Origin of the sequence: Pseudoalteromonas sp. AOP7-A1-14 (genome assembly GCF_052376275.1) — a bacterium.
In the GTDB taxonomy this organism is placed as follows: Bacteria; Pseudomonadota; Gammaproteobacteria; order Enterobacterales; family Alteromonadaceae; genus Pseudoalteromonas.
Genome location: NZ_JBQSVO010000035.1, coordinates 1 through 15,227 on the forward strand (window position 1 = coordinate 1; position 15,227 = coordinate 15,227).

Consider the following 15,227-nt stretch of genomic DNA (forward strand, 5'->3'; position numbering starts at 1 on the left):
GTATTTACGTTTTATAGCGTGCTTAGTTTTATAAGTTAAAGCAGCGCTTTTAGCTTATAAAGTAAGTCTTGAGCTTGGCGTGGGCTTAAGTTATCAAGATCAATGTCTGCTAACTGTGTTTCTACCTCTGAAGGCTCACTTATGAATAATGACGGTTGCTGGGTGTTTATGTCGGCAGTAACAGGTTGATGATTTTCGAGCATTTTAAGCTTTTGTTTGGCTTGCTTTATAACGGCTTTTGGTACGCCTGCTAAAGCGGCTACTTGTAAGCCAAAACTTTTACTAGCTGCGCCATCTAATACCGTATGCATAAAGGCGATGGTGTCGTTGTGCTCAATAGCATCTAAGTGCACGTTCACTAAGCCTGTTTGCTGCTCAGCGAGCTCTGTTAATTCAAAATAGTGTGTTGCAAAAAGTGTTTTTGCAGCAATTTTTGAGGCTAAATAATCGGCGGTCGCATAAGCAAGAGATAAACCATCGTAGGTACTCGTACCGCGGCCAATTTCATCCATTAACACCAATGATTGGGTGGTGGCATTATTTAAAATCGTTGCGGTTTCGGTCATTTCAACCATAAAGGTTGAACGGCCCGAGGCTAGGTCATCACTGGCACCAATACGGGTGAATATACGGTCAATATTGCCTATTTTAGCGGCATCTGCCGGAACATAAGAGCCAATGTGTGCCATCAGTACGATTAGTGCTGTTTGGCGCATATAGGTTGATTTACCACCCATATTAGGGCCAGTAATAATGAGCATTTTTCGTGCGCGATTAAGCTCAACAGGGTTAGCAATAAAAGGGTCTTTCATTACTTGCTCAACCACTGGGTGGCGGCCCTGACGAATACTTATATCGTCATTATCATAAAGCTCTGGTTTAGCGTAGTTAAGCGCTTGGGCACGTTCTGCTAAATTATTTAGTACATCTAAATCAGCAAGTGCCTCTGCCATGATCTGTAGTTGCTCAATATGCGGCGCTATAAACTCAAATAACTGCTCATAAAGCTGTTTTTCAAGCGCCAGTGCTTTTGACTGGCTGCCAAGCACCTTGTCCTCGTGTTCTTTAAGCTCTGGAATAATATAGCGTTCGTTATTTTTAAGGGTTTGGCGGCGAATATAATCAGCAGGTACAAGGTGCGAGTTAGCGCGGCTTACCTCAATAAAAAAGCCGTGCACTCGGTTGTAACCAATTTTAAGGGTACTTATACCAGTGCGTTCACGCTCACGCGCTTCAAGCTGCTCTAAAATATCTGTTGCGCCTTGGCTAAGCGTGCGCCATTCATCAAGCTCACTGTTATAACCTGGTGCAATTACTCCACCATCACGGATTAATACTGGCGGTGTTTCAATCACCGCACGTTCAAGTAAGCTTTGTAGCTCAGGTAGCTCCGCCGATTGACTGATAATGCTGTTTATACGTGCGTCACTGGCATCGTTAAGTAACAGGTGAAGCGGCGCTAAGGCTTGTAATGCGCTGCGCAAACGAGTTAAATCACGCGGCCTTGCGGTACAAAGTGCTAAGCGAGCAATGACACGCTCCACATCACCAATTTGCTTAAGTGATTCATGCAGTTCACCACAAAGTTGTACATCAATAATGGCGCTAATGGCATTTAAGCGAGAGCTTAGCTCTACTTTATTTCGAATCGGTGTGTGAATACGGCGCTTTAATAATCGCGAACCCATTGCTGTGGCTGTTTTATCAAGTACTTGCGCTAGGGTGTTTTCAAAACCACCAGAAAGATTAACAGTGAGCTCTAAGTTTTTACGTGTCGCGGCATCCAAGATCACAGCGTGTTCGTTTTTCTCAAGGGTAATAGCACGAATATGTGGCAAGCCAATGCGCTGGGTATCTTTAACATATTGCATTAAGCAACCAGCTGCGGTGATGGCTGCGTGGGCTTTTTCTACCCCGAAACCGACTAAATCCTTAGTACCAAATTGGTCGCACAATAAGTGATTCGCGGTATCTAAATCAAATTCCCATTCTGGGCGCCTGCGAGCACCTTTAATATGTTCGATTAAATGAACGTTTTCAAAACTTTCAGGGTATAGTAATTCAGCAGGGGCAAGGCGCTGCAGTGATGAGCTAAAAGCTTCATCAGTATTTACTTCAAGTATGTTAAAGCGCCCTGAATTAATATCTAAATAAGCAATGCCATACAGGCCTTTTTTATTTTGCCAGACACTAGTGAGCAAGTTGTCTTGGCGTTCTTGTAAAAGCGCTTCGTCAGAAATCGTGCCGGGGGTGACAATGCGCACAACTTTACGTTCAACCGGGCCTTTGCTTGCTGCAGGGTCACCTATTTGTTCACAAATAGCGACAGACTCGCCCATTTGTACTAACCGGGCTAAATAGTTTTCTACCGCATGATAAGGTACGCCTGCCATTGGGATAGGGTCGCCGCCGGCTTTACCGCGATGGGTTTGTGAAATATCTAACAACTGTGCGGCGCGTTTTGCGTCATCAAAGAAGAGTTCATAAAAGTCGCCCATACGATAAAATAATAAAATATCACGATGTTCGGATTTTATTTTTAGATACTGCTGCATCATCGGGGTTTGTTGATTTATAGTGTGCGGTGCATAAAGATCAAACGACATGTATTTACCCAAAGGCTGAATATGAAATTACATCAAGAGATTAAAACACTTGCTGCGCAATTAGGCACTATTTTAACGGATAAATGCTTATGGATCACTAGTGCTGAATCATGTACTGGTGGTGGAGTTAGTTATGCACTAACCGATACCCCCGGAAGCTCTGCTTATATTGACCGTGCTTTTGTTACTTATAGCAATCAAGCTAAGCAAGATTTACTGGCTGTTAGTGCTGATACATTAGATGAGTATGGTGCAGTAAGCGAGCAAACTGTGCTTGCTATGGCAAAAGGCGCAATTTCGGCAACAGAAGCCGATATTGCTATTGCAGTGTCGGGTGTTGCAGGCCCTGGTGGTGGCAGCACAGATAAACCGGTGGGCTTGGTGTGGTTTTGTATTCAAATTGGTAATAAACAGTATGCAAGCCAGCAAATATTTACCGGTGATAGAGCACAAGTTAGGTTGCAAGCTATTGTTTACTCATTAAAAGTAGTAATAGATAAGATAAATTTATAAAATTAGCTTGATACTGTAATTTCATACAGTATACTTGTTCGCATTAGCCGGATTTGGAGAATAAAATGAACGATAATAAACAAAAAGCGTTGGACGCTGCTTTATCACAAATTGAACGTCAATTTGGTAAAGGCTCAATTATGAAATTGGGTGATAATAAAGCACTTGATATTGATGCTGTGTCTACGGGCTCATTAGGTATTGATATTGCGTTAGGCATAGGTGGCTTACCTATGGGACGTATTGTAGAAGTGTATGGTCCTGAATCATCAGGTAAAACAACCCTAACTTTACAAGTTATCGCAGAAGCGCAAAAGGAAGGAAAAACCTGTGCTTTCGTTGATGCAGAGCACGCACTTGATCCGGTTTATGCGCAAAAGTTGGGCGTAAACATTGATGAGTTATTAGTGTCACAGCCAGATACCGGTGAGCAAGCATTAGAAATTTGTGACATGTTAGTACGTTCAAGCGCCGTTGATGTTGTAATTGTTGACTCGGTAGCAGCATTAACACCAAAAGCTGAAATTGAAGGCGATATGGGTGATTCGCATATGGGCCTACAAGCTCGTTTGATGTCACAAGCGCTGCGTAAATTAACGGGTAATATTAAGCGTTCAAACACTTTATGTATTTTCATTAACCAAATCCGTATGAAAATTGGTGTTATGTTTGGTAACCCTGAAACCACGACCGGGGGTAATGCACTTAAGTTTTATGCCTCAGTACGTTTAGATATTCGTCGTATAGGCTCTGTTAAAGAAGGCGATGAAGTTGTCGGTAACGAAACCCGCGTTAAAGTAGTGAAAAATAAAGTCGCGCCACCGTTTAAGCAAGCTGAGTTTATCATTATGTACGGTGAAGGTATTTCTAAGCACGGTGAATTAATCGATTTAGGTGTTAAGCACAAAATTGTAGAAAAAGCCGGTGCTTGGTATAGCTACAATGGAAATAAAGTCGGCCAAGGTAAGTCTAACTCAATTAAGTTCTTAAAAGATAACCCTGAGATCTCTGATGAAATCGAAGGAAAATTACGTGGTATGTTGTTATTAAAAGCCACTGAAAAAGCAGCCGATGGCGAAGAAAGTTTAGGCGATAAAGCCGACTTATAGCCTCTGCTTGTAAATTGAATGAGTTAAGCTTGATTTGACCCGAGCTTAAAACTTAAAAAACCGCTAAATTTTATTTAGCGGTTTTTTGTTTTTAATTGCCAGATAATCTAGGGTTTTGCATAGCTAAAAAGTATAGGCTAAAGTAAATTAGCCTTATAGCTACCAATTAACACAGACGAGGCGCACCGCAATAACTTTGTGTCCAGTATAAGTTGTTTAAGTACTGCTTTGAAATTAGATTATTGATATTAAAAGTAAGGCCCACATTGTCAGTAGCGTCTTAGCTTGCCATTAAGTCGGGTGCGCCATAGGCATGTTGTTTGATAGTGGTTGTAGCGATATTATTGGTACTCGCAATTATTAAGTTATAAAGCAAAAAAAAGCGGCCTAGGCCGCTCAAAGAATTAATAAAAAGTCAGAAAATTAGAAAGCGTATTTAGCAGAAAACTGTAAGCGATCCATATCGCCATCAGTGCCGCTTTCTAAATCTCGTTGGGCGTGTTTTAGTTCTACACCAAAGGTTAGCTTTTTAACCGGTGAGTATAAGATATTGGCACTATAACTTTGGCTCGTTTTAGTAGGGTCATCGGTAATTACGAGTAAGTCTTGGTTGTTATCAGCTGAGAAAAATGAATACAAAAAGGTTGAACGCCACTGGCTATTCCAATAATGCTGATAAGCGATAAAGCCCGAGGTTGAGTCAATGGCATCTAGTTGGTCGCCGTCAAGCGCTGCACCATTGGCAATATTTACACCTACGTAGCGGCCTAAACCCTGACCTTGAGTTAGCATAAATTTAAGGTTGTTTTCACCTAAATTAACTTTACCAGAGGCACTTACACCAAATGATGTTTCATCGGCGTCAAGGCCATCTTGCTTATAAGTTAATTGACGGGCTAAACCGGTGACAACAAACTCACCCCAGTCCGCTTTTAAACCGTAGCGCGCAGTAAAGTCAGGTAAAGTTGCGTCATCGGTTTCAACACGGACACCACCTGGTGCAGTGATTGTACTTTCTGGATTCTCTAAAGAAAATGACCAATTACCTGTTGCATAACGTATCTGGGCTTGGCGAACAAACACTGTGCCCTCCGCTGGCCCTATAAAATCAAGTGCTTCAGGAAGAGCGCCTACGTTTTGAAAATTCGACCATGCTTGACCAAATAACCAGCCGTCATAAGTAATATAGGCTTGACGAATACGTGGTGCGTATGAGCTTGTAACACGTTCATTTCCGCCAGGAGCTGATGCTAAAAAGTCGATTTCAATTTTAGTATTGATTGATTTACCGTTATCAAGCGTAGTAGCTGTGCCAAAATTAAAGCGCGACTGACGGGCGTGCATATCAAGTACTGGATCGTTATCTACATCAGTACCAACAGGTGTTGTGCTAGGTACGTAAAAGTCACGGCCAACATTATCTCCTGCCGGTACACCCGATGAATAATCACTCCACATTGCATCAAGTTTTATATAGCCGCCGTAACTTATTTCGGTGTTACCAAGGCTTGCTGCATTAGCCGTTGTGCTTATTGCGCAAAGTACGGCGCTTGCGGTAAGAGTTTTGATTGCTGTTACTGTTGTTGCCATCGTTTTATGTCCTATTCGGGCTACTTGTTGCAAAATTGTAATCCACTTTTGATTAAGTGCGCTTGTTACTCAATTACCTATTGGTCTATTAGACTAAGGTGGCAGGCGAAGTATTAGTATAAAGTAGGGGTAAAAACACCGTGATTTATAGTTTAAAGTGATGAGGAAAAATAATTAAACCTATTTACAACTAAGGTCTAATACTCTCACCAGCTATGCTGAGTGATCCTTGGGAGAAGAAATTAAAACGGAGACGACGATGTCACAAACTATCTATCCAGTTCCTGAAAATATCAAGAATGCAGCATTAGTTGATAACGATAAATATAATACACTTTACAAGCAATCTATTGATGACCCAGAGGGTTTTTGGGCAGAGCACGGAAAACGTCTCGATTGGTCAACCCCATATACAAAAGTAAAAAACACTTCATTCGATAAAGGTCATATTGATATCCGTTGGTATGAAGATGGTCAATTAAATGCTTCATACAACTGTATCGATCGTCACTTGGCAACTAACGCCGATAAAACCGCACTTATTTGGGAAGGTGATAACCCAGCAGATAGTGAGCATATTAGTTACCAAAAGCTTCATGATGAGGTGGCTCAGTTTGCCAATGGTTTAAAAAAATTAGGTGTAAAAAAAGGCGACCGTGTTGCTATTTACATGCCGATGTCACCACAAGCAGTTTACGCCATGCAAGCGTGTGCAAGAGTGGGTGCTATTCACTCAGTCGTATTTGGTGGTTTTTCACCGTCAGCCATTGCTGACCGCATCAAAGATTCAGGCGCTAAAATTGTTATTACTTCTGATGAAGGCCGTCGTGCTGGTAATACCGTGCCACTTAAAGCTAACGTTGATGAAGCCGTAAATCAAGAATCAGTAACCACTATTGAGCACGTTATCGTGCATCAGTTAACCGGTGGCGAAGTGCAATGGCACGATCACGATATTTGGTGGCACGATTTAGTCGCGGACTTACCTGCTAAGTGTGATCCTGAGCCGATGAACGCTGAAGACCCACTATTTATTTTGTATACATCAGGCTCTACTGGGCAACCAAAGGGTGTAGTACATACAACCGGTGGTTACTTAGTCTATTCATCAATGACGCATGAGTATGTGTTTGATTTAAAAGAAGACGATGTCTTTTGGTGTAGCGCAGATGTAGGCTGGATAACCGGCCACAGCTACATTGCTTATGGGCCGCTTGTAAACGGTTGCACACAAGTATTATTTGAAGGTGTACCGACTTACCCAACCGCAGGGCGTATGGGTGAAATAGTTGATAAGCATGGCGTTACTATTTTGTACACTGCGCCAACAGCTATTCGTGCGTTAATGGCTAAAGGTGATGAGCCAACAACTTCTTCAAATCGTAATAGCTTACGCGTGCTAGGCTCTGTCGGTGAGCCAATCAACCCTGAAGCATGGACATGGTATTACGAGAAAATTGGTAATGAAAATTGCCCAATAGTTGATACGTGGTGGCAAACTGAAACTGGCGGTATTATGATCACCCCTCTGCCGGGTGCAACTGACATGAAGCCTGGCTCTGCAACACGACCATTTTTTGGTATTGCTCCCGCATTATTTGACGCTGAGGGTAATACTCTTGAAGGTGCGATTGATGGTAACTTAGTGATTCTTGATAGCTGGCCTTCACAAGCACGCACAATATATGGCGATCATGAACGTTTTGAACAAACGTACTTTTCAGCATACCCTGGTGTTTACTTTACGGGTGATGGTTGTCGTCGTGATGAAGATAGTTATTACTGGATCACAGGGCGTGTTGACGACGTACTTAACGTATCGGGTCATCGCTTAGGTACTGCTGAAATTGAAAGTGCTTTAGTTGCGCACGAAGCGGTTGCAGAAGCTGCTGTTGTGGGTTATCCGCACGATATTAAAGGCCAAGGTATTTATGTTTATATTACGCCAAATGAAGGCATAGTAGTTAGTGATGACCTAACTAAAGAAGTGCGTAACTGGGTTCGTAAAGAACTAAGTCCAATTGCCTCACCTGATATGATCCAATGGTCACCAGGTTTACCAAAAACGCGTTCAGGTAAGATTATGCGTCGAATTTTACGTAAAATTGCGGCAAATGAGCATCAACAGTTGGGTGATACTTCGACTCTTGCTGATCCGGGTGTGGTTGATGAGTTAATCGAAAATCGATTAAACCGCTAAATTTGCGTTAAAAACTTGATTATAAGTTGATTCTAAACGTAGTATATCGGCTGTTGTCTATTATTAGACAACAGCCGAATTTATTAGGAGTGAACCATGAGTCAGTTTTTAATAGCGGACGATCACCCGTTATTTCGTGAAGCATTAAAAGGCGCATTGAGTTTAAAGTTTGAAGGTTTAGAGGTTTTTGAATCAGAAAATTTTGATACCACATTGCAGGTGCTAAGCGAACAAGAAGATTTAGATATCTTATTACTAGACCTACATATGCCAGGTAATGGTGATTTATATGGCCTTATTCGTATTCGCGAAGATTACCCTAGCTTGCCTATTGCGGTGGTGTCGGGCAGTGAAGATATTAATATTGTTTCAAAGGTAGTGAATTACGGTGCGATGGGCTTTATCCCTAAGTCATCATCGTCGGATGATATTGCTGGGGCTATTAATCAAATTCTTGATGGCGATGTGTGGTTACCACTTGAACTAAAAGACAAAGTAGCAACCATTAAAGGTGAAGACAAAGAAATAGCCGCACAGGTTGCGTCGTTGACTCCTCAGCAATATAAGGTATTACAATACTTGCATGAAGGGTTACTCAACAAGCAGATAGCCTATGAGCTGCATATTTCAGAAGCGACAATAAAAGCACATATAACCGCTATTTTTAGAAAGTTAGGTGTTTATAATCGCACACAAGCCGTGCTAATTGCAGCAAAGTTGCAACTTGAACCTATTGAGTCCACATAGCTAGACAAAAATTGAATCAAAATAATAACAACAAGAAAGAGGCGCAGTGCCTCTTCATTTTTAGCTGTATAAGAAACTAACTAAACGGCTTTAATAAAAATCTTAAAAAACAACCGTTCGATTACCGTTAATGAACAGCTTATGTTCAGAAGCCAATTGCAGGGCTTTACAAAACACGTTCTTTTCAACATCTTTACCCATTTTTGCCATTATTTCTGCGGTATTTGCATGATTAACATGCGTTACGTCTTGCATAATAATTGGTCCTTCATCAAGTTCATTATTAACAAAGTGCGCGGTAGCACCAATAATTTTAACACCTCGTTCAAACGCCTGATGATAAGGTTTAGCACCAATAAATGCAGGCAAAAATGAATGGTGAATATTAATAATTTTGCCGTCAAAGCGTGCTACAAACTCAGGACTTAAAATACGCATGTACTTAGCAAGGCCAATAATGTCAGGATTATAGCTGGCTATTAAATCCCCCACTTTTTCATCGTGCTCTAATCGACTCAGTCCTACGTGGCTAACTACATGAAATGGCACATCAAAGCCTTTCGCCAACGGCGCTAAATCAGGGTAGTTGGCAATAACGGCTAGTACTTCAATATTCAACGCTTGCTCAAACTGCTTTAGTAATACGCCACCAAGACAATGCGCTTCTTTGGTTGCAAGCAGCACCACTTTGGTTTGCTCATCATTATGCAGCGTAACAGTAGCACCTATGGGTAATATCTGCTCAAGTCGAGAGATAAAGTCATTGCTTGGTTTTCCTGCTAATTCAGTGCGCATAAAAAAGCGCTTAGCGTCTTTATCAACAAATTCATTATTGCGAGTTATATTCAAATTATGTTCGTGGCACAGCCCGGTAACTTTAGCTATTAAGCCTACATCGTCCACGCATTGTGTGGTTAGTATTGTGTTCATTGTCTCATTCCAATCCCTCATTCCAAGGCTTCATACTAGCAATCACTAAGGCTTTTAGTCACTGTTTAAAATGTATATTTTAAAACTTTATTTATTACTTGCGAAGCTCAAGGGTAAGGTGTGTTTTTAGCGGTGTATTTTTTTCATGAATTCTAAATTATTTGCAAAAAGTAGTGAGTGAAATAAATAAAAAAAACTATATATCATAGAGTTATTTTTGGCGTAGTGCTTGCTCTGTTAAGTTTGTTCCCGTTTATTAATTAATAAGGAGATAACATGACCACATTACAAACAGGTACTCAATTACAAGGTAAAAAAATTGCTATTCTTGCAACTGATGGTTTTGAACAAAGTGAGCTTTTATCACCCCGTAGCGCGTTATTAGATGCTGGTGCTGAAGTCGAAATTATATCGATTAAAGAAGGGGAGATAATCGGTTGGGACGAAGATACATGGGGAGAAAAGGTCAGCGTAGATAAGTTAGCCAGAAATGCACAAAGCGCTGACTACGATGCGTTACTATTACCTGGTGGATTGTTTAATCCTGATAGTCTACGCCAAGATGCTGATGCAAAAGCATTTGTTGATGGGTTTTTTGGTGCTCATAAAAATAAGCCTGTTGCGGCAATTTGCCATGCTCCGTGGTTATTGGCTGAAATTAACAAAATACGCGATAAAAAAATCACGTCTTACCCTAGTATACGAACCGACTTAATCAACGCAGGAGCCAACTGGGTTGATCAAGAAGTATGTGTCGATGCAGGTTTAGTAACTAGCCGCAGTCCTGCTGATTTACCTGCATTTAACCGAAAATTTATCGAAGAAATAAAAGAAGGCAAGCACAACGCACATTAACGTGCGTCACAACATTAAAGTAAAGGGCTAGTATGGCCCTTTATGCCATATCCTTATTTTTTACTCTTTCTTACAGTTTTTAACTATTAGGTAAGGAACTGTAAGTGAGGGTAATGGTTTGTAAATCATGAAATTTTTTACCTTTTGTTTGAGTCTCATATACGATTATAAACAATAAGGAATTGATTCCATGACCCCCCCCGTTTTTTGAAAACTGCTTTTATCATAACTTTTTGTGCTGTATTAACCGCTTGTTCAGACGATGATTCATCGGCTCAAAGTGGTTATGTACAGCTGTATAATGGCTCTTACAACAGTCCTTATACACGGCTTTTTGTTGATGATATTGAGCGTTCTGGTACTGAATTTGGTGATGTCTCCACCTGGCATAATTATAGTACAGGTAATTATGACTTGAGCTTTCAATATTTAGATGCGAATGACAGCTATATTACTATTTATGAACAAACCGTGAGTATTAGTGATGACACAACACAATTGATTGTAATGAGTGGTGATTTTGCAGAGCCGACATTTAGTGAGTTAAGTATTCCAACCACAAGTGATGAAGACGTACTAAACTTAGGTTTTTTTAATATTGTAGATGAAGGGGTTAATTATGATGCTTATTTAGCTACAGCTGACGGCTTGTTTGAAACGGCAGAGCTAATTAGTACTGCAGGGTATTTACTAGAACCAGAGCTGCAAAGCTTTGATGAAGGTTATTACACACTGTATATAACACTAAGTGGTGAAAATGAGGTGTTGTTTGAATCGCCAACACTTTATTTTGACGATAGCACGAGTTACGTTACTGTAATTCGCCCAAGTTACGCCACCGAGCAAAACGGTATTAGTTTAGACGTCGTCACCCCAAGCAGCAATATTATCCAACTTAAGCACCAAGATGCCCAAGGTCAACTGCGCTTTATAAATACTATTGATGATTATCCGCAAACCAGTTTTAGTGTTTCTCGTGGCAGTGAAAACAGTCTTACAGAATTAACCCCTAATGATAATTTTTCAAACTATATTGAATTTACTCCAAATAGTTATAGCATTGCAATGTTAGACGACACCGGTAATAGCGTGGTTGATAACTTTTTACTTACGCTTGAGAGAGAGCAAAGTAAAGTGGGGCTTTTCTATGATGATATTGATGTGGGTCCACGGATGATGACCATAGAAGAGGATTTAACTCCTAGTAGTTATAGTCATAATGTGACAGTTGTGAATTTACTCGATAATTATGCAGGACAACCCATTGCAGATGTTGACGTGTACTTTACCCTTAATGGTGAAACCATTGAAGATGCCAAAAACACCATTGATGGTTTAGCTATGTATAGTCAAGAAGTACAAAGTGTTGATAATGCATTGTACACCACCTATGTATTATTTGAAGATAACGGACAGCAAATTGTGTTGTTACAACAAGGGGGTATGGACTTTAGCCAAGAAGGTAATTACCTGCTTATTTTAGAGCATGATGAAATGAGTGATTCAGGGTATAAAATGACTTTAGAACGTACAGTGACAGATTCAATTGAATAGTTAACTTTAAATTATCAGCTTCAATGTAGTTGGGGCTGATAATTTGGCTGTATTTTCAATATACTTTGCGTTATAAAGAGGGGTATTAATACTGACAAGGATTGAACCATGGGAGCAAGCATAGCATTAATTGTTATTTTATTGCTGGCTGTTTTAGCTGGCTCTATTGCAGGGGTTGTTGCATTAGCGAAGTTAAGTAATCTAAAGCAACAAGTAGCCGAATTGAAAGAGCAATTACAGAGCGTAATCTCTTCACCGAGCTTGAGGCCATTATCACCAAGTGAAAATGTAGAAATAAAGGCCGAACATACAAACCGAAAGGCACAGCAGGCGCAAAGTTCTGATCAAGCTTCCTCAGTACTCTCAAAAACCTCAATCGATGCAAATAAAACAAATCACACCCAACCTATTAAAACTCAGACAAAAAAAATAACCAAACCGTCGGCAGTATCCGTACTAGTTAACAAATTAAAAGACCAGTTTTTAGAAAATTGGATGACCTGGATTGGTGGGGTCGCATTGGCGTTCGGTGGTATATTTTTAGCTAAATACAGCTTAGATTCTGGATTGCTATCAGCGAGTTTACGCTTAGTCTTAGGAGGCTTATTTGGCGTAGGACTAATTGCTTTAGCAGAGTATTTACATCGTAAAGGTATTGTTTTTGAAGGTTTTAATAATTACATACCCGCAGCCCTTGCAGGGGGCGGTTTTATTAGTTGCTTTGCTTTAACATTATTAGCTTATAGTAGTTATCAAATACTCAGCCCAGCACTTGCTTTTGTTATGCTAAGCGTTATTTCATTAGCTGCAAGCTCAATGGCATTGCGGTTGGGCCCTTTGCTTGCCGTACTAGGTATCGTTAGTGCTTATAGCGTGCCGCTATGGGTTAATACCGGTAGTGGTTATTTAGTTGCACTACTTACTTACATTAGTTTTATTACATTATCGGGCGTGCTGGTTGCAAAGAAAGTAAAACGCAATTGGCTTTGGTATTTACTGTGGGCAGGGCATATAGGCTGGTATTGGCTCCTGTTAAATGCTGCTGATACACAACAATATTGGCTGATGGGTATCTTTGCATTGCTCTCTATAGTTGGGCTTATTGCTATGATGCGCTTAGGCGTTAAGTTGACTCTTTTAGAGTATCGTCCACATAGTGTTAAGCGATTATGTAAGCTTATACCTGATCATCCGTTATTGTTGGCACTGGTACTGCCGCTTTTACTGATGATGCTAATAACTTTACCTACAATGCAGTGGCAAATAACTGCGCTTTGTTCAATTGTATTACTGTTATTTTTGGTATTGCAAAATAGCCGTTGGGATCTTTGGCAAGGGCTGGCTCTGCTTATAGCTGTGGTGCTTATTTTTAGTCAACAAAGAGCAATTAATACCGATGAACACCTATTTGTATTTACAGGTGTTTATGGTTTGGGACTGTTACTTGGCGTAGCGTTTTGTGCTTATGGTTTATATTTTGGTGCCCGCTATTATAAGCGGCTTGCTTTTCATTTACTTGCGGCGCTCAGTATATTTGTGCTGATTGCTACGTTGTATGTAATTATACCTGTTGTCGGTCTTAGTATTGCTTACCCTGTGTGGGTGGTTATTTTATTACTAACTAGTGCAGTACTTATTAAACTTGCCCAGAAAGCGCGAAGCCAATGGCAGCAGTTTAGTTACTGGATTGGTGCAAATGCCAACCTTACCTTATGCTTAACGATGATACTTGATAATAGTGGTTTAACGCTTGCGTTAGCCGTGCAAGTTTTATTAATTAGCTATTTGGTTAAACGCCATCAAGTACCTATGCCTCATTGGCCAATCAAAGCCTTGGTTGCAGCTGTTCTTGCAAGGCTTACCTTTGCACCATGGATACCGAGTTACGTTGATCTAACGATATTTTCATTACATTGGAGCCTTATTGTTTATCCTGTTGCGCTGGTATTATTTTGGCTTGCGGCAAAGCAATGGCAACAAACTAATATGAAAATATGGCTTGAAGGAGCAACACTTCATTGCTTGGCACTGTTTGTAACCACCGAAACAAGCTATCAGCTGGTAGGGCACTACCCGCAATTAACTAACTTTAGCTTTTACGAACAAGTGCTGTTGAGCTGTAACTGGCTGGCACTGGGCTGCGTTTATTTGCACCGCTCACAAAGTGCAGGGCAGTTAGGTAAGCTTTATAAGGTTGCAGGGCTTTTATTAGCTGGCTTAGCAGGCTTATTATTATTTAATACCACGATAGACAAAAACCCACTTTTAGAGCGCCTTTATATTGGAGAAGTACCACTGTTTAACTGGCTATTATTAACTTGGTTAGTGCCAAGCGTACTTATTGTATGGCTAGCAAACTTTATTAAACCGATTAATAAAACGCTTAGCCAAGTATTGCTGGGGGGAGCTGGTTTACTGGCCGTATTAGCGATAAATAGCTTAATTCGCCAGTATTGGCAATCTGGCTTTATACACTTGAGTAAACCAACGAGTGACGTCGAGCTTTATAGTTACTCTATTATTTGGTTACTTTTAGGTGCGTTAGTCGTTATTGCAGGACATTTAAAGCAACAGCTGCTACTACAAAAAATCGGTTTGGGCATTCTTGGTGCGGTGATCGTGAAAGTGTTTTTAATCGATATGGCAAGCCTTACTGGGTTGCTCAAGGCGGTGTCATTTATCGGTTTAGGGCTATCGCTTGTGGCGTTGAGTTGGTTGTTTCAGAAACTCAGAAGTAAAGCCGAAGCTACTTAGTTTAAAATGTAATGTACACCTAACAATATTGTTGGGTGTACTTCATTATGGTCTCTCAACAATATAGGTTAAATCACTATAGGTTAAATCACTTTCATTTTTTGTAAAAAATATCTTTCAGTGAATATTTACAAACAGAGTAACTGACGCTCTACTTTAGAGAACATTTAAATGAATTAAGAATGAAGTGTAAGTGGCAGAGATCTCTACTCATCTAGTAGTAATAAAGCTAAAGGCTGATTCATTTTATACATCGTTTTCTGATTTATGTGTGATTCGCATATTCAGCCATTACAGCTAAAATTTAGCACATTTTAAATCAGCAGATCCATTCAACATTTTTGATGTCTAATGGCGATAAACTTAACG

At 40.4% G+C, this 15,227-nt stretch carries 9 protein-coding genes and 1 pseudogene; 7 read left to right on the forward strand and 3 right to left on the reverse strand.

Going from position 1 to position 15,227, the window contains the following annotated elements:
• Positions 1 to 35: 35 nt before the first annotated feature.
• The gene (mutS, locus tag ACT3RM_RS07585) at positions 36 to 2,606 is read right to left on the reverse strand and encodes a DNA mismatch repair protein MutS (protein WP_441833996.1); all 2,571 of its coding nucleotides are present in this window, start codon (positions 2,604 to 2,606) and stop codon (positions 36 to 38) included.
• Between the two features lie 21 nt (positions 2,607 to 2,627).
• Here mutS and ACT3RM_RS07590 point away from each other — a divergent pair, with 21 nt between their 5' ends.
• Together ACT3RM_RS07590 and recA are read left to right on the forward strand one after the other, a co-directional pair.
• Positions 2,628 to 3,119, forward strand: coding sequence for a CinA family protein (locus tag ACT3RM_RS07590; RefSeq protein WP_441833995.1), 492 nt, complete (start codon positions 2,628 to 2,630; stop codon positions 3,117 to 3,119).
• A 65-nt stretch (positions 3,120 to 3,184) separates the two neighbouring features.
• On the forward strand, positions 3,185 to 4,228 hold the full coding sequence (gene recA, locus ACT3RM_RS07595; RefSeq protein ID WP_441833994.1) for a recombinase RecA: 1,044 nt from the start codon (positions 3,185 to 3,187) through the stop codon (positions 4,226 to 4,228).
• 423 nt (positions 4,229 to 4,651) lie between these two features.
• Here the strand turns inward: recA and ACT3RM_RS07600 are convergent.
• A pseudogene (locus tag ACT3RM_RS07600) lies at positions 4,652 to 5,869 on the reverse strand (DcaP family trimeric outer membrane transporter); the annotation flags it as partial.
• Positions 5,870 to 6,077: 208 nt separating this feature from the next.
• On the opposite strand from ACT3RM_RS07600, the gene acs reads away from it, so the two are divergent.
• Together acs and ACT3RM_RS07610 are read left to right on the forward strand one after the other, a co-directional pair.
• Positions 6,078 to 8,018 (forward strand): acetate--CoA ligase, encoded by a 1,941-nt coding sequence (acs, locus tag ACT3RM_RS07605; protein WP_441833993.1) that lies wholly within the window; start codon positions 6,078 to 6,080, stop codon positions 8,016 to 8,018.
• 96 nt (positions 8,019 to 8,114) lie between these two features.
• A complete protein-coding gene (locus ACT3RM_RS07610; protein WP_441833992.1) occupies positions 8,115 to 8,765 on the forward strand; it encodes a LuxR C-terminal-related transcriptional regulator in 651 nt (216 codons plus the stop codon).
• A gap of 102 nt (positions 8,766 to 8,867) precedes the next feature.
• Here the strand turns inward: ACT3RM_RS07610 and purU are convergent, their stop codons facing one another.
• Positions 8,868 to 9,695: a formyltetrahydrofolate deformylase gene (gene purU / locus ACT3RM_RS07615; RefSeq protein ID WP_441833991.1), complete on the reverse strand. Its 828-nt coding sequence runs from the start codon at positions 9,693 to 9,695 to the stop codon at positions 8,868 to 8,870.
• Positions 9,696 to 9,971: 276 nt separating this feature from the next.
• Between purU and ACT3RM_RS07620 the strand changes: the two genes are divergently transcribed.
• The 3 genes from ACT3RM_RS07620 to ACT3RM_RS07630 all read left to right on the forward strand — a co-directional run bounded on the left by ACT3RM_RS07620 (position 9,972) and on the right by ACT3RM_RS07630 (position 14,858).
• On the forward strand, positions 9,972 to 10,550 hold the full coding sequence (locus ACT3RM_RS07620) for a type 1 glutamine amidotransferase domain-containing protein (protein ID WP_441833990.1): 579 nt from the start codon (positions 9,972 to 9,974) through the stop codon (positions 10,548 to 10,550).
• A 207-nt stretch (positions 10,551 to 10,757) separates the two neighbouring features.
• On the forward strand, positions 10,758 to 12,104 hold the full coding sequence (locus ACT3RM_RS07625; protein ID WP_441833989.1) for a hypothetical protein: 1,347 nt from the start codon (positions 10,758 to 10,760) through the stop codon (positions 12,102 to 12,104).
• Positions 12,105 to 12,212: 108 nt separating this feature from the next.
• Complete coding sequence (locus tag ACT3RM_RS07630; RefSeq protein WP_441833988.1) at positions 12,213 to 14,858, forward strand: DUF2339 domain-containing protein; 2,646 nt, start codon at positions 12,213 to 12,215, stop codon at positions 14,856 to 14,858.
• Positions 14,859 to 15,227 lie beyond the last annotated feature (369 nt).